A 20,133-nucleotide genomic window follows, 5' to 3' on the forward strand; every position below is an offset into this window, starting at 1 on the left:
CTCGTCGTTCACTCCAATAATGAATAAAATAAATTTGGATATTTACTAAAGCGAAAATAATGAAAAATTATGATTTAAAGTAGTTGACCCTCACGTAACGTAAGCCCCTAGCATAAAACACGCCTAAGGAAGAAGGAGCTAAAAAGATGCTGTTAAAAGTTGGTGAATTGGCTAAACAAACAGGACTTACTGTCCGCGCTCTTCATCACTACGACGATATCGGTTTACTTCAGCCTTCGGTCCGTTCCGATGCTGGTTATCGACTATATACCCGTAAAGACATTACTCGTTTGCATCAAATTCAAGCATTACGAGGAATGGGAATGTCGTTAGCCGAAATCCATACGGTTCTTGAAGACCCCAATCTTGCGCTTTTACCCATTATTGATCAGCAGATTCAAGCAATTGATCAGAGACTGAACGAGCAAAAGAAATTGCGAAATCAGCTCAGTAAATTGAAATCTCAGATTATGAGTGGTGAAGAACTTGGTTTGGAGGATTGGCTAAAAACAATGGAGCTTATAGCAATGTTTGAGAAATACTTTACAAAAGAAGAGCTTGAAAAACTTACTTTCTTACAAGCAGGTAGTAAAAGTCACCAAGAATGGCACGAGTTAACTCAGGCAGCAAATGCACTATTTAATGCTGGCGAACCATCTAATAGTGAAGCCGCTCAATATCTGGCACGAAAGTGGATGAAAACTCTTGAGCAGAATACGCGAGCTAACCCCGAATGGCTTGTTAAATTAAATGCCATAAATTCAGCCGAGCCTGAATTTCAGGAAAAATTAGGGGTTACACCAGAAGTTGTTGAGTTTTTACTTCAAGCGTTTTCTGAAAGTAAGCTGAGTATTTTTGCCCGCTATTTATCTGACAATGAATTTGCTTTTCTAAAAGAAAACTACATTCGTGAGATGAAAAAATGGCCTCAATTGTTGGTCGATATTGAAAAATTGATTGATGTCGAAGTCCAACCAGATAGTGAAGGTGCACGGCGTTTGGCTCAACAATGGCTTTCTATGCTACAAAGCTATGCTGGTAATAACCCAAGTACTCAAGAAAAAATTCGTACGGCAATGCAAAATGAACCGAGCCTTGCGGACGGCACTTGGCTCAAACCAGTTACCCTACAATTTCTGGAAAAAGCAGTAGCAGCTTTAATGCGCAGTGCTTAGTTCTATCAGGTTAAATCATTCTTTTTATACTAATAAGGGTGATTTTCCCTAGGATATTAAAGTACTTATTCAATATCGAATTTAAAATCGAGAAAGAAAAGCTAAACCTTATTGCCAAAAAAAGCCCTCTAAAGAGGGCTTTTTTTATTTATTCTACAGAAATAATTACTGTGGAATAATGTTAGTAGCGCTAGGGCCTTTTTGACCTTGCACAACATTAAAAGTCACACGTTGACCTTCATGTAAAGTTTTGAAGCCAGAAGATGCGATTTCTTTGAAGTGAGCAAAAACGTCTGGACCAGAATCTTGTTGAATGAAACCAAAACCTTTAGTTTCGTTGAACCACTTAACTGTACCAGTAGCTGTGTTGTTAGACATGATATACATCCTATTGAATTTTAAGAACTTAATGTCATGAGACATGACAGGTTTAACTTGGAAAAAATAACGAATTGAGCTTAAGATCTTAAAAACGGAGGATTATGAATAAAGCTTCGATACTAAAAGAGGATTTACTAAACTAATAAGTCTTTTTTCTAGTTAAGCTAATTATACACCAAAAAATCACTTATACAAACTTTTTATATGAATTATTTATTACGACTATACTAAACATTTGTTTACATCTGTACAAATAATTACACTTTATGATCTAAACATATAACATTTTATTTGTTATAGCCCCTTCTTAAATCTTAGATTTATATTAATTCAAAACCTTTATCCGGCTTAACAGTATTTATTAATTACAATAACTTAGGCTATGTCTCTGTCCTACTCTATAATATTACTAAATATTATGATTACCCTATGCTATTCAAAAAATATCACGCTTAGAAATATATAAGAATATAAATATTATTAAAAACACTATTAGAATAAATATAAATCAAATTAATTTTAAAATAAAAATTCAATCATTATTATATTTTAACCAGCATCGTTAAAATCATTATTAAACAAACTGTCTGTTGTAAGAGGCTTTGCATGGGAACATCTCCCTCTCACTGGACCATATAATTTTAAAAAACTGGATGTATTCATTAGGTCATAGGCTTCGTAACCTATCTTTGGCTTAGATCTAGCAATGAACCTATCTATACATCCTTTGAATTTTGAGGACTATCATGCGTTTACATTTTATTGTTCATGAAGATTTTGAAGCACCTGGTGCATATGAAATTTGGGGTCAAAATAATAACTTCAAAATGACATATTCAAGAGTGTATTTAAATGAAGAATTACCTTCTACGGTTGAAGAAATTGATTTTCTTATTGTGATGGGTGGGCCGCAAAGTCCAGATACGACCATTGAAGCATGTTCTCATTTTAATTCACTCGCTGAACAAGCTGTCATTAAGAAAGCCATCCAAGCAAACAAAGTTGTTTTAGGGATATGTTTAGGTTCACAGCTCATCGGTGAAGCTTTAGGTGCCAAGTTTGAACATAGCCCTGAAAGAGAAATTGGTAAGTTTCCTATTATGCTGACAGAGTACGGTTTTAAAAATTCTCTATTCTCACATTTAGGAAAAATGACAGAAGTTGGCCACTGGCACAATGATATGCCCGGGTTAACGAGCGATGCAAAAATTATTGCTTTTAGTGCAGGATGTCCGCGACAAATCGTTGAATATTCGAAATTAGTTTATGGTTTACAGTGTCATATGGAGTTAACACCTAAAGTCATCGAATTACTCATTCAACATTCAGCGGCTGAACTCGATCAAGCTCATGATTATAAATTTGTTAACACCCGTGAAGAATTAAGAAAACACGATTACCAAGAAATGAACCAAAACTTGTTTATTTTTCTAGATAAATTAAATGATGAATATTTAAAACTCAACTAAATCACAGCAAAGCCCTTTTATCAGGGCTTTCTTTCATGAAGTGAGTTGAGCTGTTATGCAGGTAGCAACAGAATCTCAGGTAGTAGATGGTCGCTATACAACATCTAATAAAATAATAACGCCTGTCACACATAAAGCGGCTGATGTGCAAAGTTAGCTTTTAGGTTTTAAGCCGGCTATATCACACTTTCAACACGCATTTGTTCTGCGCACTGTAGGGCATGTTGCAAATCTTTTTGTAAATCGACCACCGATTCTAGTCCGATATTCAACCGCACCAAATAGCCATCTTTAGGTAGATTGGTATGGGTTCGATAAGCTTGTCCAACAGGTAAAATCAAACTTTCAAACCCACCCCAAGACAAACCAATGTGAAATAATTGCAACGAATCAAAGAATTTTTGCACATAAGAAGGTTCAGATTCTTTTAAATAAAAAGCAAATACCCCAGATGAACCATGAAAATCTCTTAACCACAAATCATGATAAGGGCTGGTTTCTAAGCCAGGATGAAGCACTTCCTTAATAGCCGGATGTGTCGCTAGAAATCGAGCAATAGTTAAAGCATTATCTTGATGCTGCTTTAACCTTACCGCTAAACTTCGCAAGCCCCGTGAAGCCAAATAAATGTCGTCTGGGCTTGTGGTCTCACCAAACAAATGACCTGTTTTCGTAAGTTGTTCGTATGTTTCGGCATTTGCAGTAGCTACGCCCATTAATATGTCAGAATGGCCGCCAATGTATTTAGTTACGGACTGAATAGAAATATCAGCACCATGCTTTAATGGTTGAAAAAGTAACGGCGTTGCCCAAGAGTTATCGACTAATACTTTTGCGCCGTATTGATGGCTAATTGCAGAAATTGCCGCAACATCACTCAGTTCAAATGTCATTGAACCCGGTGACTCAATAAACACCACACTAGTACGATGATTAATTTTTTCAGTTAATGCCCCAAGGTTAGTAGAGTCAAAATAATCAACACTTACCCCCATTCGAACTAATATATTGTCAGCAAAATTTCGTGTTGGGCCATAGATATTATCTGCAATCAAGACATGACTATTTGCCTCTACACAAGCCATAAGTGCATGTGTACATGCCGATAACCCAGATGGAAACACCATACTACCCGCACCACCTTCAAGTGCATTGATTGCACTTTCAAAAGATTTGGCTGTTGCAGCACCGAAACGGCCATAATGTCGATATACCCCACCATTTCGTTTAAATTCTTCCCACTCTCTAAAGCTATTTACAACAATAGTAGAACCACGAAAAACAGGTGTGTTGACTAGACCATCAAAGCGCTCGGGTGTTCGTCCTAAATTAATGACATCTGTGCTGAATTGATTCACTTTTATATTCCAAGAAACATATCAACGTTATTACCAATTCATGATAGTGAGGTTTCAATGGATATAAATTTTAATCTTTTCTATTTTTTATCTCGATATTAAATTTTTATTTCTTATTTTTACTTAAAATTAGAATTTTAATCCGATAATTATTTCTTAGAGTAAAATATGATTCTATAGCGTCCTTTGCATTGATCTGCGTGTTGTTCGAACTTGCTGTTATAAAAGATACTTCTCACACTATTCTTCATCCATGATTTGCTGGATACGCTTTTGGTAATTATTTAAAAAATCATGCATCACGCGGAAATGTTCCGTTTGCTCATACTGGATTTCACGGATTCCAGTGTCAGAAAAGTGATAGATTTTAGCGTTGGGATAAGCCAGTAAAATTGGGGAATGTGTTGCAATGATGAGTTGTGACTGTTTTTTGCATAATTCATGAATAGCCGACAAAGCGACAAATTGCATGGTAGGTGAAAGAGCTGCTTCGGGTTCATCCAATAAGTAAAGTCCCTCACCTTGTAATTTATTGGTCAGCAGTTTTAAAAAGCTTTCTCCATGTGAACAAGCATGGATATTGCCTCCATAACTTTTTACATAACCCACTTCATTCATATATGTGCCGACATTGTAATAACTTTCGGCTCTTAAAAAATAATAGTCTTTAGGCTTTTTAAAGCTTTTAATCATTCTTAAATACTGAAATAAACCTGATGAACTACTCGCTGAATTAAGTCGTACATTTAGAGTGCCGCCTTCTTCGGAAAAGCCAAGCGCCAAAGCGATGGCTTCCATAATCGTCGACTTACCAGAGCCATTTTCACCAACAAAAAAAGTAACGTCTGGATGGAAACTTAATTGTTCAATATCATTAACGGCTGGTATCGTAAAAGGATAAATTGACCAGTCTGCCTGCATATTTGCTTTAATTTGTACCGAACGTAAATAAGGCTTAGCTTCTAGCATTTTTGCTGGTCCTTAATTTTTAATAGTATTTGCAGTTTTTATTAGAAAAAATTTAAAGGAAGTTCTGTCGTATATTTAATTTGCTCCATGGCAAAACTAGAACTCACATCAGCCAAGCCATTAATTTCAATTAATTTTTTATAAACTTTATCGAATTCAGCAACATCCGATACGGCGACTTTAAGTAAATAATCTGTTTCACCTGCCATTCTATACACTTCAATAACTTCATCTATGCTATAGATATGAGAGTGAAATTTTTGAATCCACTCAATATTGTGTTGAGCAGTTTTAATAAACACCATCACAATCACATTAATGTTGAGTTTTTTACGGTCTAGCAAAGCGACTTTTGCACGAATAATACCCTCTTCTTCCATTTTATGTATTCTGCGCCAACAAGCCGTGTTGCTTAATCCTACCTTTTCCGCAATATCGCCTATTGCCAATGTGCAGTCCTTCTGTAGAAGATCTAATATTACACGGTCATATTTATCTAAATTTAACTTCATACCTTCAAGCTTCTCTGCACTATGTATTTGCAATAAATCAAATCAATGAACAATATATTAGATTGTTATTCTAATTTTAATAAAAAAGATATTTACCGATATTTTAAATGATCTCCGCGCGTTCGAGACGCATTTATTTCTATTGTCCACCTAACAATCTATTTTTAAAGCTTGAAAGTTTAGATGAGCTTTTATTATTATCTTGTACATATTCGGTACAATAAAAGAGACAAAAAATGCCAAATCAATTTGATGCTGTGTCTATAACAAAAAAAGCGAATGTTCATTACGAAGGACACTCTATTAGTCATGTTATTGAACTTGAAGATGGTACAAAAAAGACTTTAGGGGTGATTCTTCCAACAGAAAAAGCGTTAACTTTTAAAACCCACGTTTCTGAACGCATTGAGATCATTTCGGGGAAATGTAGTGTTCAAATTGGCGATGATCCGGATACTAAAGTCTATTCAAGTGGTGAATCTTTTAATGTTCCCGAAAATAGTAAATTTAAAATTATCACAGATGAAGTGATTGATTACGTCTGCCATTTAGAATGAATTAAAATTACAAAGTCATACCTTTCATAGGATGTGGTTTTCCTATGAACAATTTCATCTTTTCTTAAAACTAGACAAGATGAAGTTTAAATTTTTAGTACCTAAGCACTTTTACAATTATCTATAAGCTTCCACCACCATCAACATTGAGAACTTGGCCGGTAATAAAGCCCGCATGATCTGACAATAAAAAAGCGACTGCATGTGCAACATCTTGTGGAGTACCTATTCTTCCCAAAGGAATACTTTCTAATATCGCTTTTTCAGCTTCACTTCCAACGGGTCGGGTTTTTCTAAAAAGTTCCGTTTCAATTGGCCCCGGCGCGATACAGTTTACCGTTATTCCAAACTCAGCCAACTCAAGTGCCCAAGTTTTAGTACACCCGACCAATGCACTTTTTGCTGCCGAGTATGCTGTCCGTTGTTTTGCTCCGTAAATTGCCCTGCTGCCAATATTAATAATTCGCCCAAAGCGCTGTTCTTTTAGTTGCGCAACAAAATGCTGAGTCACTTGTATAGCCGCTCTTACATTTAAGTTCCAAACTTCCTCTAAGGCAAGGAAGGAAATCTGGCCCAAAGGTTGGGGCAAACTAATTCCTGAGTTATTTACGATTCCATGTATGACATGAGATTTAGCAATCAATGCTAAGGTTTCTTCAGTCTGTTCTATATTGGATAAATCACAACTAAAAAGCTGTCCGGGAAAGTCTATATAGTCGATATTTCTGGCAATGCCAATGACGTGATGTCCCTGCAAGGACAGTTCGTCGCTAATTGCTTTTCCAATACCTTTCGTAGCGCCTGTAACTAAGTAAGTGTTCTTCATAGCGGATCCTTATTAGACATAAAATAGTTTCTGGTTCGTTCTCCCCTGTTAACTACAAAAATAATAAAACCCTCACTATGATTTTTTATGACGATAAACAGATTTATATAAACTCAAGAAAACTATAATCAATATCTCCAAAATGGACATGACTTTATTTTGATTTTCTTATTTGAAATTAAGAAGTGGTTGTATTTGTATACGTTAAAAAGTTGTTATAGTCATTCGACTTGAGTTGGTCTTTCAAGCTCTTAGTTTAAAGGCAAAATTGAGTGGCTAAGTTTAAGTAAATACATTAAAAGAGTACGAAATAATGAAAAATTCAGTCCATGAGAAAAGAAGAATTTTCCACGATCTCCATAAAGACGGATGCTTTATTTTACCCAACCCTTGGGATGCAGGCAGTGCAAAAATACTCGAACAACTGGGCTATAAAGCACTGGCAACAACAAGCTCAGGTTATGCATGGTCTTGCGGAAAGGCCGATGGTCAACTCGACCGAGATGAAACCTTGGCACATTTACGTTATATGGTTCAGTCCACCAACCTACCTATAAATGCTGATTTTGAAAGTGGCTTTTCAGATACCACTCAAGGCGTCATTGAAAATGTTCTAATGGCAATTGATACAGGTATAGCGGGTATTTCTATTGAAGATTCAACGGGAAATAGTGAAAAGCCGCTTCGTGATATTCCTGACGCAGTTGAAAGAATACGAGCAGCTCGCTTAGCAATCGACCAAAGTGGAACTAACGTCATGCTTATTGGTCGTGCTGAAAACTTCTTTGTGGGTGTACCCGATTTAGAAGACACCATTAACAGGTTGAAAGCATATTCAGAGGCTGGTGCTGACTGCCTGTATGCGCCTGGTATTAAAACTCGTGAACAAATCATCGCTGTGGTGAATGCCGTTTCACCAAAACCAGTAAATGTTTTAATTGGTTGGGATAGTGATTTAACGGCAGCAGAACTTGCAGACTTGGGTGTAAGACGTATTAGCCTTGGTGGTGCATTAGCACGTTCAGCTTGGGATGGTTTTATTAAAACAGCAAGTGCGATTGCCGAGTCAGGCAATTTTCATTCGCTCAATACTTCGGTTTCAAGTGGCGATCTTAATAGTCGATTTAAATAAGATTGGGATAGACCTCTTTATTTAGTACCTTTTAGCTAGGACCTCTGTTATGCCTTTAAACATAACGCTTTCAAGCCATCGTATACGACTGCGCATATTAACTATTGAAGATTCAAAAGACCTTGTTAACGCTGCTTCAGATGGAGAACTATGGAACCTTCCTTTCACTGTAGTTCCTTCAGCAGAAACAGTAAATGACTATATTCAGCATGCACTAGAAGGTTACCAAGCGGGTACGGTTCTTCCTTTTGTAGTCGAAGACATTGCTACAGGAAAAATTATTGGGTCTACCAGATTTTGGAAAATAGATAGAAAAAATTTAAAGTTAGAAATTGGAAGTACTTGGTACTCAAAATCGTGGCAGCGAACATACGCAAATACAGAAGCAAAATATTTGTTGCTTCAATATGCCTTTGAAGAGCTAAATTGCATTAGAGTTCAGTTCACAACAGATGTACTTAATGAAAAATCCCAGAATGCGATTTTAAGACTCGGTGCCCAGAAAGAAGGTGTGGTTAGAAATGAGCGAATCATGCCTGATGGAAGAAAAAGAAATTCAGTCAGATTCAGCATTATTGATGAAGAGTGGCCGAGCATAAAAGATAATCTTATTAAAAAGTTAAATTGTTATTAATTTTTCCTGAGGCTTTATTGCCTGCAAACCATTGCAAATGAGTCTCATTTATATATACTTTACACACTTTTTTAAGTCTAGTCGGCACTCCTGTTTGTTCGCTTGAATAGTCGCTCTTTTTTAGCCTTTCACGATTTTTATATCACTTAGGTATACTTATGTTTGCTTTCTCCCCGCGTAAAAATTTAATTACTGTTGAAATTTTAAAACATAGTAGCCCCTTACTTTTATCCCTCATTCCGATGATGTCTTGGGCAGAAGCAACCGCGATTCAACCAGCGCAACTAGAAACGATTAAGGTTCAGGCTGAAACAGACTCAAGCTATATCGCAACACAAACGGCGTCGACCCTCAGAGGCAAACAAAAAAATTTAGAAAGCCCGCAAACCGTAAACGTTGTATCTAAGCAATACATGAAAGATTATTTGCCTGCAAACTTGGACAATGCACTGACCCAAGTCAGCGGCATTACGCAGGGTAATACTTTAGGCGGTACACAAGACACCGTAATGAAACGCGGCTTTGGTGATAACCGTGACGGTTCAATTACCGTAAATGGTATGCCAATTGTGCAAGGCCGAACCATGAATGCGGCAGTTGAACAAGTCGAAGTTTTAAAAGGTCCATCTTCATTACTCTATGGCATTATGGACCCGGGTGGTGTGGTCAATGTCATTACAAAAAAACCTGAGACTACCCAGAAAACTGAACTTTCCGTTTACGGTTCAAGCTTTGCTGCGGGCAAAAACGGTTTAGGTGCAAGCATAGATACCACAGGCGCAATTAGCGATAGTAACTTTGCTTATCGCTTTATTGCAGATCATTCCGACGCTGACTATTGGCGTAATTTTGGTAATCTCAAACAGACTTTAATTGCTCCGTCTGTCGCATGGGATAATGGTCAAACTAAAGTGAACCTGAGTTATCAATATCGTCACTTTGATGTACCTTTTGACCGCTCTACCGTTTTTGACCCGAAAACCAATAAAGCCCTACCGATCTCTAAATACCAACGTCTAGATGAAGCGTTTAACCAAATGAAAGGTGAAGATCATTTGGCGCAACTTTTAGTTGATCACCAAATTAATGATAACTGGTCAGCTCACTTCGGCTATACCTACAACTACGAAACCTACGATGCTAACCAGTTACGTGTAACCAAGTTAGATACAACTAAACACACCGTGACACGCCGTACCGATGCGACTTTAAATGCCCAAAGCGTAGACAGTAATGCTCAAGCATATATTAATGGTTCAACCAACCTGTTTGGTTTAAAGCATGATATTCAGTTCGGTTCAGACATCGAATACCGTAAGTATTTCCGTCCAGATATGGTTCGTGGCAATACTTCAACTTTAGATTATTTAAATCCAAGTTTTGGAACTGTCGAGCCATCTCAAAATGTTGTGGCATCAGATAGTGACCAAACCGATAAACTGCATACCTACGGTTTTTATGTACAAGATGCAATTCACTTAAATGAAAAATGGATTGCTGTACTTGGTGGACGTTACCTGAACTATCAGCAAACTGCTGGGCGTGGCAGACCGTTTAAAGAAAATACCAATACCAATGATGATGCTTGGCTTCCACATGCAGGTTTAGTTTATAAATGGAATGACCAGCTTTCATTCTATGGTAGCTATACCGAGTCACTTAAACCGTCTTCTTCTATTGCACCTTTGGGTGGCGATGCTGTCATTAACTCTGATGTTCAACCTGAACAAGCCAAGTCTTATGAAGTTGGCGCGAAATATGAGTTAAATGACCGTGTTAAAGCAAACTTTGCACTCTACGATATTAAAAAACGTAACGTTTTAGCTAAAGTGACTAACTCATCAACTGGTGAAGTTGAACTGCATACGACAGGTGCTGTACGTTCTAAAGGTGCTGAACTTGACCTAACAGGACGTGTAACCGACCAGCTTGATGCGACTCTCACCTATGCTTATACAGATGCGAAAGTGACTGAAGATGAAAGTGGCCTTGAAGGCAATCGCTTAAATAATGTAGCGAAAAACACTGCTTCTTTAGCATTGGCCTATAACTATGGTGAACTTTACAACGGTAATTTACGTTTTGGCGTAAGCGGTAATTATGTGGGTAAACGTGCGGGCGATTCTGAAAATACCTTTGACCTGCCAGACTATACTCTTGCCAATGCTTTTGTCAGTTATGACACGACCATTGCTAAACAAGCGGTTACGTTCCAATTTAATTTAAATAATATCTTTGACAAAACCTACTACACAGCTAGCGTCAATAATTTAGCCGTGTCTCAAGGTGACTCTCGCCAAGCGGTATTACGTGCAACCTTTAAATTTTAAAACATGGGATCAGAGCAGTGTCTAAAGTACTGCTCTTTTGAGAACATTATGAAAAAGCTTCTTTCTATCATGATGATGGTCAGTGCACTCTGTGTATGGACATCTTCTATTTATGCTCAAACACGAATTGCCCTCATCTCTCAAGTTAAAAGTGCTTCTGCAAATACCGATATTGCCATTCAAAAATACTTGCAAAGCAAGGGCTATCAAGTTGAGGTATTAGATCAATCTGTTTCACCAAATAGTTTAAAGAACACAGACTTAGTCATTATTTCATCTACGGTTGCTTCTAAAAACCTTCAATCTGGTTGGCGTCAACTTCCCCTTCCACTCATGACGTGGGAAAACGATTATCTTGATGACTTGGCTATGACAGGTAAACGCATTAATAACGATTTTGGCGAAGTCGAGAAAGAACGTTATCTGTGGTTGGTCAATGCACCACATCCATTGTCTGCGCATCTTCCAGCCGGAACCCGCAATGTATATAAAGCTCAAGCGCCTATGAGTTGGGGTAAGCCGGGTTTAGGTGCCACCATTATCGCAACGATTTATGGCCAACCTGAAAAAGTAGCAATTTGGGGATATGAGAAAGGTGCAACCATGGACTATGAATCTTTAGCACCTGCAAAACGTCTTATGTTCTTCCTTAACAATGACACCTTTACCAATCTATCTGACGATGGCTTAAAGCTATTTGATGCCTCAATTGAATGGCTTACCAATAAATAAAACTATTTATCCAGCTCTCAAGGTTTCTCATTACACTTTGTAGAGCTGCAATTAATAAACAACATTTACGCGTACCCAATCTTCATACTTTGTAGCCTGAACATTAGTACTCGATGTAATTACCCCATGTATAGGAATATTTTCTTTCATACCTGTTGCTACACCTGAGTGTATATTACTTCCTGCCCCGCTCCAAATTTGAGTATGACCAGCATCTTGATACAGCACATATGCCACAGATGCTGGACTGGTGGCTGACTTAAGTTCAAAGTTATTGTCTGAGGTAACCGCCACTTGATATGGTGTATTCTGGCTACATTGGACAGATACATCGGTTCTTGCAGCAGCGACTGGCTGAGCGCGTACAACTGAACCAAAGTCTAAATTTCCTTGGGTTGAAACTTCACAAGTGTCTACAATGGTTAAGCTCACCTTTAAGGAAGTAGATGCATTTCCAGCCTCTGCGTTATTTATTATCAACACTCCCATAAAGGAAAATAAGGCGTATTTAATGACTTTCATTTCTTCTCCTTATCTTTTTTTGTTCTAATTTCTACTCATCTTTATATTGTCATTTTTCTGTTTTACTAAAGAAACAGTTTCAGGGTCATTAAGTTATAAAACTTAATATCGCCTACTGTCAATCGATAATAATCACATGATTTTCATATTATTCTTATAATTTGTGATGAATTAAACGTAATTTATTTAGTTTAAAAAGTAGTTAATATTTTTTATTTCCATTCACTATAAATTAATTTTCTTTGGGTTTTATTTTTCTAAATACTTTAGAAAACCATTGTTTGATCTTAGCCCAATATTCCTTACCTAATAGAGCAATTGCAATTAAAAATAGAACCTCCTAGTACCATCAACCCTGTGATCACGGCTGCTTTATAAGGAATATCTAGAAAAGGAAGAATAGGAAACGAGATCCAATACAAAGCAACAAATCCTAATAAAACTAAGCCTATTTTCTTTTTGAGGTTCAATTGAGGACGTGTCATAAACAGCTTTTAAACTTAAAAATTTATAAATCTCATTATTCACTTCTTTGTGTATACAGCATTGAAGAAGTGTGTAAAAAGCATGGAGAAATAAAAATCTTTAAAAACCGAATAATTCTGTCCATTCTCGCAATTGCATAAAAAAAGGCATCAAAATAATATAAGGCCCGATAGAATATAACTTTACATATTGTTTAGCTTATAGATTAAATACTAAGAAAACTGTGAAGTTAAATTTAAAATGAATAATTCTAGCGGCTAAAATCATCCACTTTTAAATCGAGAATCCATTGATATGAAAAAATATTTATTATTACTTTTACTTAGCTTTTATTCGATTCATTCGTTTGCTTCGGACAAACTACATGGCAGTGTTTGGAAAACCATTGATGATGCAACCAATCAACCTAGAGCACTAGTCAGATTTAGCGAAGACAAAAACGGTCTTCTCTCTGCGAATATTGAAAAAATCCTTGTTCCAAGCGAAGCCAACAAATGTACGATGTGTGAAGGTACTTATAAAAACAAATCTTTAATTGGTTTAACCATCGTCAAAAATTTAAAAAGTATAGGTAAAAATAAATATGACAAAGGATCTATTCTCGACCCTCAGTCAGACAAGACCTATCGCTTTAGCGTAACTGTATCACCTGATGGTGAAAAACTTACCGCGCGTGGCTACATTGGTATTTCTGCAATTGGCCGAAACCAAACGTGGTATCGAGTTAAATAACTCTTGAACTAGCTTGTGACCCACTCTCTTTAGCTACTCACCGATCATAATTACGGTCTATATGTACACTATATAAATGATGTATGTAGACATTGTTATGATCGGTATTTAGCCTGAACAATCAGCATGATAATGACGAAGAGCGAAGGTATTGCAGCAATCACAAACAAATGGGTAATGACCAAAAATTGAGAGAGATACCCACCAAATAGCGGCCCAATAACCGACCCTAAACGAGCAATTCCAATACTCCAGCCTACCCCTGTAGTACGAAGTGAAACTGGATAATAACTGGCAGATAAGGCATTAATAGCAGGCTGCCCACCAACAATTGCGAAGCCAGCTATAAAAATAATTATAAATAGTAAAGCAATATGGCTAACAGCATAGCCAATTAAAGCAACACTCATCACGGCGACTATAAAAACAGGAATGAGTACTTTATAGAATCCTGTCTTATCAATTTTAAGTCCCATCACCACACTACCAATCGTTCCGCCTAACTGTAAGGTGGAACCAATCATTAATGCCTGATTTAATGAAAGACCTGACTCTTTGGCTAAAGTAGGTAGCCAATTCGCCAGAAAATAGAGACTGATCATATTTAAAATACTGATAATCCAGATGGAATAGGTAAAAAATGCGCGCTGATTTTTAAACAATTCTAGTGGCGACTTTTTAACCTCAACTTCAGTGTTATTAATGATTTTTATTTCTGAATTGAATGTTAATGCAGGATAAAATTTCTTTAACCAAAATAAAATTTTAGGTGTGTTTTTGCTATCTTCACTCAGAAAATATAAAGATTCTGGCATCTTAAAGTATGTAATAAAGAAAATGATTAGAGGGATAATTCCGCCAAAATAAAAAATCGACTGCCAACCGCCCCAAGGAACGAGTAAGGCGGATATACCGCCTCCCAACATTGCGCCGACTGTATAGCCACAAGAAATGACCATCATGGTAAAAATACGAGATTTGTATGGAACAATTTCGGAGCTATAAGCCATCACATTTGGCATGATACCGCCTAAAAAAATTCCTGTAACAAAGCGGATTGCGGTCAGTTGTTCAATATTACCTACATGGGGTGTCAACAGCATTAATACCGAAAACATAAAGGTCGAAATCAGTAGTATCGGACGGCGACCAAACCGATCGGAAAGTGAACTTAATAAAAATGATCCGACAAATAAGCCAAATAAGCTTGCGCTAAACACAACGCCTAGCATGGTTTTTTGAACGCCCCAGTCTTCTATAATCATTGGGGCTGCGTAAGCCATGGACTGGATGTCATAACCATCCATAATCATGAGCAGTAAACAGGTAACCAGAATAAATTTTTGATAAGGTCCAACTTTCTGCTGATTGATCAAATCACTCAATGCAACTTCTTTCATGGTATTCCTTTCTCCATGAGGCGCTTTAAATTAATTTCATTTTAATTATGATATACGTAATCTATTTACGATTAGCGCAAAACAAAATAACACACCTCATCGCACGGCGTCTATGGTCTGCTCATCTCACAAAACCCCAAGCAAACCATATATCCTATTATTTAAATAATCCCCTTTACTTCAAACAAGTCGACTTAAAAAAGCACTCTACGGCTATATCCCTATGCTCAATGCTGTTCGAGCTTAAAACCTGTAGCAGCAAACCATCAATCAGGTTTACTACCATGTTGGCATCAAATTTTGGCTCATTAATTTCTCCGCTAAAAATCAGATCAAAAATTTCATGGCGCAGCCATTTTCGATATTCAATCGCCATACGGTAAGCCTGCGGATGAAGCAGTTTTATTTCAAAAATAGCTTTAAGCAAAAGGTTATACAGGCTGTTTAAATTGGTATGTAAAACAATAATTTCTTTAAGTTTGTCTTTTGAAGTGTAGTAACGGCTTGAGTAAATAATGGCGAGCACTTCTTCTCTGAGTAAGCTTTTTTGAAAGGCGATGCACATTTCGACTAAGCGTTCTTTCGAGCCAAAATATTTGTAAAACGTGGATTTGGTGATGTTGGCTTCTTTAGCAATCAGGTCTACGCCTGAGGTGTGAAAGCCACGAGTGGTAAAGAGTTGGATTGCGGTTTGAATAACCTGTAATTTCTTAGAAGATAGTTCTAAAGTTGACATAGTTTTACCGATTAAAATAATTTTTTGTTGTATATAAAAGAGATAGAAATGCCGTCACTCTTAAATTGAGTGCTAAATACAGGCATGCAGAAGCCGCACAGTAATGGTGTGCTCGCCTATCTCGGGTTTATTGTTGCTATGATTTTTAGTCGTAACGAGTCTTAAGGCGTAGAAAACCTAGAGTCGATTAAACCGTTTTATAGACTTTTTAAGTGGTATGGGCAGAGAGAATTTGGCAAAGGCCAATAAAGAAGAATTAGTACGCATAGAGGACTCCTCATGTCTAAAGAAGTTCTACCGAATCACTGTCAAACGATTATGGTGGCAGAACGAGAGAAGGTTGACAGACTGGTTAGACGCCAGCACACCCGAAGGTGTCCCTCTCCCGTCCTACCGCTACGGGAGGAGACGAGGAGCTTACACACGAAACTATTCCTCAGAAGGAATAATTCTGATGTGGTCTAAATCAGCCTGTCAAAGCCGGCTGGCAATGTGGCCAGCAGGCAAAGGATAGTGCTCAACCCTATTGCAGTCAAGCACGCAAAATGACATTTGTTTTAAAATAGATCATTAAAAAGTAAGGATAAATAATTAAAATTTATTGTTAATTTGGGGTTTATAAAAAACTAACATAAGGCTAAATGGCTATTATTTTTGCTTTAAAAATGTCAAATAAATTGAATCAAAACAGGGAATGTAAATATGTAAGTTTATTGCATCCCATTTATACAATTATATTTATTTATCGGGGGATTTCTTCTTCAAGTGGTTTACGGGTATATCGTATCAATTCTTTTTTTATTGCTCCAAATAATTGAAAATTTTGCTTAGCCATATTTAAGCTAATACCATTTGCTCCTCCCATATAATCAGGATCTTCATTCTGAACGTTATCATCTTCCCAAAAACAAACTGCGCAGATGTCAAAAGAACCATAGGGTAATTCATCAAATGTAAGATAACCACAGCATGGACATGCGTAAGACACTATTTTCTCCCCTCTTCGTATACATCAATAAATTATACCATCAGGAGGTTTAAGCATATTTTATGGAGAGTTTTACCAAGACATTAAAGTTATGGTGGTAGAACGAGAAAGGGTTGACAGACTAGTCACTCAACCAGCACACCCGAAGGTGTCCCTCTCCCGTCCTACCGCGACGAAAAGAGTCGAGGAGCTTACCTATCTATTTATACTTATTCAATATTCTTTAATTCCATTAAATCCTATAGCAAACTTGCTACTCATTAATGTTATGTTATAACATAACATTAATATCACAGTATAAGCCGCTAATAAATGAATCTTGTTCTCCCAGATATATCTGCCGAGCCAACTTTACCAAATGTCTATAGCCACCGCCTTGATTGGGTCGGCATGGAAAACATTGCATTACCAGTCCGAATTGAAAATACCCTATGCCCAAGCCACGTAAATGCTTATGTCAGTCTGGATGATCCTTTAGCAAAAGGCATTCATATGTCGCGTCTATACACACGACTTTTAGAGTTAACATCACTCGAAAACATAAATATGCCTGCTTTAAAATCAGTTTTAGAAGACTTTTTAGACAGCCATCAAGATTTATCGCAGCATGCCAAAGTTGAAATTCACAGTCAGCTTTATATCGAGCGACCAGCATTAGTCAGCAAGCTTTCAGGATGGAAAAGTTATCCTTTTGTTTTGTCGTGCCAACTTTCTAATCATCAATTTGAGGCAGAATTAACAGTCGAGATCCCCTATTCTTCAACCTGCCCATGCTCTGCTGCACTTTCAAGAAATATTATTCAACAACGGTTTGAGTCGGCCTTACAAAACCAAGAAATTCGGCTTGACCCACAAGACATTATGAACTGGTTAAATACCACAGATGCAATTGCAGCAACGCCACATAGCCAAAGAAGTTTTGCCCGCCTGCAATTCAAACTAGATCAAAACCTTCAAGATATTCCACTCATCGAGTTTATAAACCGAGCTGAACTGGCCTTAATGACTCCTGTACAAACGGCGGTAAAACGTATTGATGAACAGGCTTTTGCCGTTGCCAACGGTCAAAATTTAATGTTCTGCGAAGATGCTTTAAGACGCCTTTATGGTTCATTTATACATCATAAAAATATTCATGGTTTCAAGTTTAAAGTGACTCATGCAGAAAGCTTACATGCACATGATGCTGTGGCCCAAGGGACATGGCAGTGGTAACTCTAGACCACTCATTTAATTCAATTTAAGTAAATATATTTAAACGGTTATCCCATGCTACGTAAAAATCCATCTGGTCATCTCCCTGTGATTGACCAATCGGCTTATGTCGATCAGACCGCTATTATTTGCGGCAAAGTCATTGTTCATGCCAATGTATTTATTGGCCCTTATGCGGTGATTCGTGCCGATGAAACCGACGAAAATGGAGAGATGGAGCCAATTATTATTGGAGCAAATTCCAACATACAAGATGGTGTTGTGATTCATTCCAAAGCTGGTGCATTAGTTGTGATTGGTGAAAATACATCAATTGCTCATCGTTCAATTATTCATGGGCCATGTGAAATTGGTCACCATGTTTTTGTGGGTTTTAACAGCGTCATATTTAACTGTAAGGTCGGTAATTACAGCGCTATTCGTCATAACGCAGTGGTCGATGGCCGTGATTTACCTAACCATTTTTATGTCCCAGCAATGAGCTACATCAACTCTAAAACTGACTTAAACCAATACCCTCCGGTTGATATTTCTATCAGTGAATTTTCAGAGAGTGTCGTCTCTACAAATATTGAATTAGTTAAAGGCTATAAGGCATTACACAATGAGTTTTAAACCCTATTCTAAAATTATTATCCGTGATGCCAATTTAGTAAATGAAGGAAAACAGCAATTTGTAGATGTACTCATTCAAGATGGACGAATCGAAAAAATTGCTCCATCAATTTCTCATGTTGTTAATGCTAAAACCATTCATGCGAACGGGAACTGGTTAATTCCAGGAATGATCGATGATCAAGTCCATTTTAGAGATCCGGGTTCACCACATAAAGGCAGTATTGCTTCAGAATCTATGGCGGCGGTCATTGGGGGTATTACCAGTTATATGGATATGCCAAACACCAATCCCGCAACCCTATCTTTAGATGCCTTAATGCAAAAAAAGCAAATTGCTGCGCAATATAGCATGGCAAATTATGCCTTCCATTTTGGAGTAAGTTCTGAAAATCTAGATATTATTGAACAGCTTAATCCCAAACTCATCAGCGGTGTAAAAGTTTTTATGGGCGCATCTACTGGCAATATGTTGGTAGATGACCCACAAGTGCTTGAACGTTTATTTGCAAATGTCCCGACCATTCTTTTAACGCACTGCGAATATACACCGCGCATTAAAGAAAGAGAAAAATTATATTTTGAGAAATATGGCGCAAACATTCCAGCACATATGCACCCTAAAATTCGGGATAAACAAGCCTGCTTTGAAAGCTCAAGTTTAGCAGTGTCTTTAGCAGAAAAATATGGAACTCAACTGCATGTTTTACATATTAGTACAGCCAAAGAGTTATGTTTGTTTAAAGATTTGCCCTTAAATTTAAAGCATATTTCTGCGGAAGTATGCATTCATCACCTTAGTTTTGATGAATCAGACTATGCTGTTCTGGGGCACTTAATTAAATGTAATCCAGCCATTAAAACCCAACAAGACAAAGATGCACTTATCACTGCCATCGCTCAAACTAATCGCTTAGATATTATTTGTACAGATCACGCACCACATACATGGGATGAAAAACAACAATCCTATTTAAAAGCACCATCTGGCCTTCCTTTAGTTCAACATGCTATTCCTGCACTCATGGAACTTGTAGCAGATAAAAAAATAAATATAGAAACAATGGTGAAGAAAACATCACACCAAGTCGCTGATTTATTTAAACTCAAAGATCGAGGATATATACGCGAAGGCTACTGGGCAGATTTGGTTCTGCTTAGAGAAAATAAAGAAGCTATTACTGTTAAAGATCAAAAAAACTATATGCGATGTAACTGGACTCCATTTCAAAACAAAAGCTTTCGCTATGAAGTTGATACAACTATTGTTTCAGGACAGTTGGCTTGGCATCAAAATCAGTTATTTCTAAGTTGTAGAGGTGAAGCATTGGACATAGACAGATAACTCAAGTGAAAATTTAAAA

General features: G+C 37.2%; 20 protein-coding genes and 1 pseudogene. 11 read left to right on the top strand and 10 right to left on the bottom strand.

Going from position 1 to position 20,133, the window contains the following annotated elements:
• Positions 1-146: 146 nt before the first annotated feature.
• A complete protein-coding gene (locus RMA95_RS15565) occupies positions 147-1,175 on the top strand; it encodes a MerR family transcriptional regulator (protein ID WP_311071772.1) in 1,029 nt (342 codons plus the stop codon).
• 165 nt (positions 1,176-1,340) lie between these two features.
• Here the strand turns inward: RMA95_RS15565 and RMA95_RS15570 are convergent, their stop codons facing one another.
• Complete coding sequence (locus RMA95_RS15570) at positions 1,341-1,553, bottom strand: cold-shock protein (RefSeq protein WP_002054492.1); 213 nt, start codon at positions 1,551-1,553, stop codon at positions 1,341-1,343.
• 749 nt (positions 1,554-2,302) lie between these two features.
• Here RMA95_RS15570 and RMA95_RS15575 point away from each other — a divergent pair.
• Positions 2,303-3,025 (top strand): type 1 glutamine amidotransferase, encoded by a 723-nt coding sequence (locus RMA95_RS15575; protein WP_311071773.1) that lies wholly within the window; start codon positions 2,303-2,305, stop codon positions 3,023-3,025.
• Positions 3,026-3,201: 176 nt separating this feature from the next.
• Here RMA95_RS15575 and metC read toward each other — a convergent pair whose 3' ends face one another.
• From metC to RMA95_RS15590, 3 genes are all read right to left on the bottom strand, one after another.
• A complete protein-coding gene (gene metC, locus RMA95_RS15580) occupies positions 3,202-4,383 on the bottom strand; it encodes a cystathionine beta-lyase (protein ID WP_311071774.1) in 1,182 nt (393 codons plus the stop codon).
• A 240-nt stretch (positions 4,384-4,623) separates the two neighbouring features.
• Positions 4,624-5,352, bottom strand: coding sequence for an AAA family ATPase (locus RMA95_RS15585; RefSeq protein ID WP_311071775.1), 729 nt, complete (start codon positions 5,350-5,352; stop codon positions 4,624-4,626).
• Between the two features lie 41 nt (positions 5,353-5,393).
• Positions 5,394-5,864 (bottom strand): Lrp/AsnC family transcriptional regulator, encoded by a 471-nt coding sequence (locus RMA95_RS15590; protein ID WP_004702573.1) that lies wholly within the window; start codon positions 5,862-5,864, stop codon positions 5,394-5,396.
• Between the two features lie 236 nt (positions 5,865-6,100).
• On the opposite strand from RMA95_RS15590, the gene RMA95_RS15595 reads away from it, so the two are divergent.
• Positions 6,101-6,421 carry a pyrimidine/purine nucleoside phosphorylase gene (locus RMA95_RS15595; RefSeq protein ID WP_004702576.1) on the top strand — a complete coding sequence of 107 codons (321 nt, stop codon included), beginning with the start codon at positions 6,101-6,103 and terminating at the stop codon, positions 6,419-6,421.
• A gap of 121 nt (positions 6,422-6,542) precedes the next feature.
• Here RMA95_RS15595 and RMA95_RS15600 read toward each other — a convergent pair whose 3' ends face one another.
• Complete coding sequence (locus RMA95_RS15600; RefSeq protein WP_311071776.1) at positions 6,543-7,247, bottom strand: SDR family oxidoreductase; 705 nt, start codon at positions 7,245-7,247, stop codon at positions 6,543-6,545.
• A gap of 313 nt (positions 7,248-7,560) precedes the next feature.
• Here RMA95_RS15600 and RMA95_RS15605 point away from each other — a divergent pair, with 313 nt between their 5' ends.
• From RMA95_RS15605 to RMA95_RS15620, 4 genes are all read left to right on the top strand, one after another.
• Entirely contained in the window at positions 7,561-8,379 is an 819-nt protein-coding gene (locus tag RMA95_RS15605) for an isocitrate lyase/phosphoenolpyruvate mutase family protein (protein WP_311071777.1), read from the top strand.
• A gap of 49 nt (positions 8,380-8,428) precedes the next feature.
• Entirely contained in the window at positions 8,429-9,013 is a 585-nt protein-coding gene (locus tag RMA95_RS15610) for a GNAT family protein (protein WP_311071778.1), read from the top strand.
• A gap of 158 nt (positions 9,014-9,171) precedes the next feature.
• Positions 9,172-11,343, top strand: a complete 2,172-nt coding sequence (locus tag RMA95_RS15615; protein ID WP_311071779.1) for a TonB-dependent siderophore receptor — start codon at positions 9,172-9,174, stop codon at positions 11,341-11,343.
• Positions 11,344-11,391: 48 nt separating this feature from the next.
• The gene (locus tag RMA95_RS15620; protein ID WP_311071780.1) at positions 11,392-12,075 is read left to right on the top strand and encodes a hypothetical protein; all 684 of its coding nucleotides are present in this window, start codon (positions 11,392-11,394) and stop codon (positions 12,073-12,075) included.
• A 51-nt stretch (positions 12,076-12,126) separates the two neighbouring features.
• Here RMA95_RS15620 and RMA95_RS15625 read toward each other — a convergent pair whose 3' ends face one another.
• Both RMA95_RS15625 and RMA95_RS15630 read right to left on the bottom strand, forming a co-directional pair.
• Positions 12,127-12,597, bottom strand: a complete 471-nt coding sequence (locus RMA95_RS15625) for a spore coat U domain-containing protein (RefSeq protein ID WP_311071781.1) — start codon at positions 12,595-12,597, stop codon at positions 12,127-12,129.
• A 232-nt stretch (positions 12,598-12,829) separates the two neighbouring features.
• Positions 12,830-13,082, bottom strand: a pseudogene (locus tag RMA95_RS15630) (transporter suffix domain-containing protein).
• 295 nt (positions 13,083-13,377) lie between these two features.
• Between RMA95_RS15630 and RMA95_RS15635 the strand changes: the two are divergent.
• Positions 13,378-13,815, top strand: a complete 438-nt coding sequence (locus tag RMA95_RS15635) for a DUF2147 domain-containing protein (protein ID WP_114271505.1) — start codon at positions 13,378-13,380, stop codon at positions 13,813-13,815.
• A gap of 95 nt (positions 13,816-13,910) precedes the next feature.
• Here the strand turns inward: RMA95_RS15635 and RMA95_RS15640 are convergent, their stop codons facing one another.
• The 3 genes from RMA95_RS15640 to RMA95_RS15650 form a co-directional block, all read right to left on the bottom strand.
• Positions 13,911-15,215 (bottom strand): MFS transporter, encoded by a 1,305-nt coding sequence (locus RMA95_RS15640; RefSeq protein ID WP_311071782.1) that lies wholly within the window; start codon positions 15,213-15,215, stop codon positions 13,911-13,913.
• A 175-nt stretch (positions 15,216-15,390) separates the two neighbouring features.
• On the bottom strand, positions 15,391-15,951 hold the full coding sequence (locus tag RMA95_RS15645) for a TetR/AcrR family transcriptional regulator (RefSeq protein ID WP_263613350.1): 561 nt from the start codon (positions 15,949-15,951) through the stop codon (positions 15,391-15,393).
• A gap of 742 nt (positions 15,952-16,693) precedes the next feature.
• Complete coding sequence (locus RMA95_RS15650; RefSeq protein ID WP_311071783.1) at positions 16,694-16,939, bottom strand: CPCC family cysteine-rich protein; 246 nt, start codon at positions 16,937-16,939, stop codon at positions 16,694-16,696.
• A 312-nt stretch (positions 16,940-17,251) separates the two neighbouring features.
• Between RMA95_RS15650 and folE2 the strand changes: the two genes are divergently transcribed.
• Genes folE2 through RMA95_RS15665 form a run of 3 tightly spaced genes read left to right on the top strand, consistent with a single transcriptional unit; the run spans position 17,252 to position 20,114 of the window.
• Positions 17,252-18,154, top strand: a complete 903-nt coding sequence (gene folE2 / locus RMA95_RS15655; protein WP_311071784.1) for a GTP cyclohydrolase FolE2 — start codon at positions 17,252-17,254, stop codon at positions 18,152-18,154.
• A 54-nt stretch (positions 18,155-18,208) separates the two neighbouring features.
• Entirely contained in the window at positions 18,209-18,769 is a 561-nt protein-coding gene (locus RMA95_RS15660) for a carbonate dehydratase (RefSeq protein ID WP_311071785.1), read from the top strand.
• Positions 18,759-20,114: a dihydroorotase gene (locus tag RMA95_RS15665; RefSeq protein ID WP_311071786.1), complete on the top strand. Its 1,356-nt coding sequence runs from the start codon at positions 18,759-18,761 to the stop codon at positions 20,112-20,114. The genes RMA95_RS15660 and RMA95_RS15665 overlap by 11 nt, the downstream gene beginning before the upstream one ends.
• Positions 20,115-20,133: the final 19 nt, after the last annotated feature.

The sequence above is a fragment of the Acinetobacter sp. V110_1 genome (genome assembly GCF_031798975.1).
Taxonomy (GTDB): domain Bacteria; phylum Pseudomonadota; class Gammaproteobacteria; order Pseudomonadales; family Moraxellaceae; genus Acinetobacter; species Acinetobacter nosocomialis_A.

What these genes read in the sequence shown, in the direction of transcription:
- RMA95_RS15635 (WP_114271505.1), top strand. Translation starts at nt 13,378, where the DNA reads ATGAAAAAATATTTATTATTACTTTTACTTAGCTTTTATTCGATTCAT.
- RMA95_RS15625 (WP_311071781.1), bottom strand. Translation starts at nt 12,597, where the DNA reads ATGAAAGTCATTAAATACGCCTTATTTTCCTTTATGGGAGTGTTGATA.
- RMA95_RS15565 (WP_311071772.1), top strand. Translation starts at nt 147, where the DNA reads ATGCTGTTAAAAGTTGGTGAATTGGCTAAACAAACAGGACTTACTGTC.
- RMA95_RS15600 (WP_311071776.1), bottom strand. Translation starts at nt 7,247, where the DNA reads ATGAAGAACACTTACTTAGTTACAGGCGCTACGAAAGGTATTGGAAAA.
- RMA95_RS15575 (WP_311071773.1), top strand. Translation starts at nt 2,303, where the DNA reads ATGCGTTTACATTTTATTGTTCATGAAGATTTTGAAGCACCTGGTGCA.
- RMA95_RS15605 (WP_311071777.1), top strand. Translation starts at nt 7,561, where the DNA reads ATGAAAAATTCAGTCCATGAGAAAAGAAGAATTTTCCACGATCTCCAT.
- RMA95_RS15590 (WP_004702573.1), bottom strand. Translation starts at nt 5,864, where the DNA reads ATGAAGTTAAATTTAGATAAATATGACCGTGTAATATTAGATCTTCTA.
- RMA95_RS15585 (WP_311071775.1), bottom strand. Translation starts at nt 5,352, where the DNA reads ATGCTAGAAGCTAAGCCTTATTTACGTTCGGTACAAATTAAAGCAAAT.
- RMA95_RS15660 (WP_311071785.1), top strand. Translation starts at nt 18,209, where the DNA reads ATGCTACGTAAAAATCCATCTGGTCATCTCCCTGTGATTGACCAATCG.
- RMA95_RS15640 (WP_311071782.1), bottom strand. Translation starts at nt 15,215, where the DNA reads ATGAAAGAAGTTGCATTGAGTGATTTGATCAATCAGCAGAAAGTTGGA.
- folE2 (WP_311071784.1), top strand. Translation starts at nt 17,252, where the DNA reads ATGAATCTTGTTCTCCCAGATATATCTGCCGAGCCAACTTTACCAAAT.
- RMA95_RS15620 (WP_311071780.1), top strand. Translation starts at nt 11,392, where the DNA reads ATGAAAAAGCTTCTTTCTATCATGATGATGGTCAGTGCACTCTGTGTA.
- RMA95_RS15665 (WP_311071786.1), top strand. Translation starts at nt 18,759, where the DNA reads ATGAGTTTTAAACCCTATTCTAAAATTATTATCCGTGATGCCAATTTA.
- RMA95_RS15615 (WP_311071779.1), top strand. Translation starts at nt 9,172, where the DNA reads ATGTTTGCTTTCTCCCCGCGTAAAAATTTAATTACTGTTGAAATTTTA.
- RMA95_RS15570 (WP_002054492.1), bottom strand. Translation starts at nt 1,553, where the DNA reads ATGTCTAACAACACAGCTACTGGTACAGTTAAGTGGTTCAACGAAACT.
- RMA95_RS15595 (WP_004702576.1), top strand. Translation starts at nt 6,101, where the DNA reads ATGCCAAATCAATTTGATGCTGTGTCTATAACAAAAAAAGCGAATGTT.
- RMA95_RS15610 (WP_311071778.1), top strand. Translation starts at nt 8,429, where the DNA reads ATGCCTTTAAACATAACGCTTTCAAGCCATCGTATACGACTGCGCATA.
- RMA95_RS15645 (WP_263613350.1), bottom strand. Translation starts at nt 15,951, where the DNA reads ATGTCAACTTTAGAACTATCTTCTAAGAAATTACAGGTTATTCAAACC.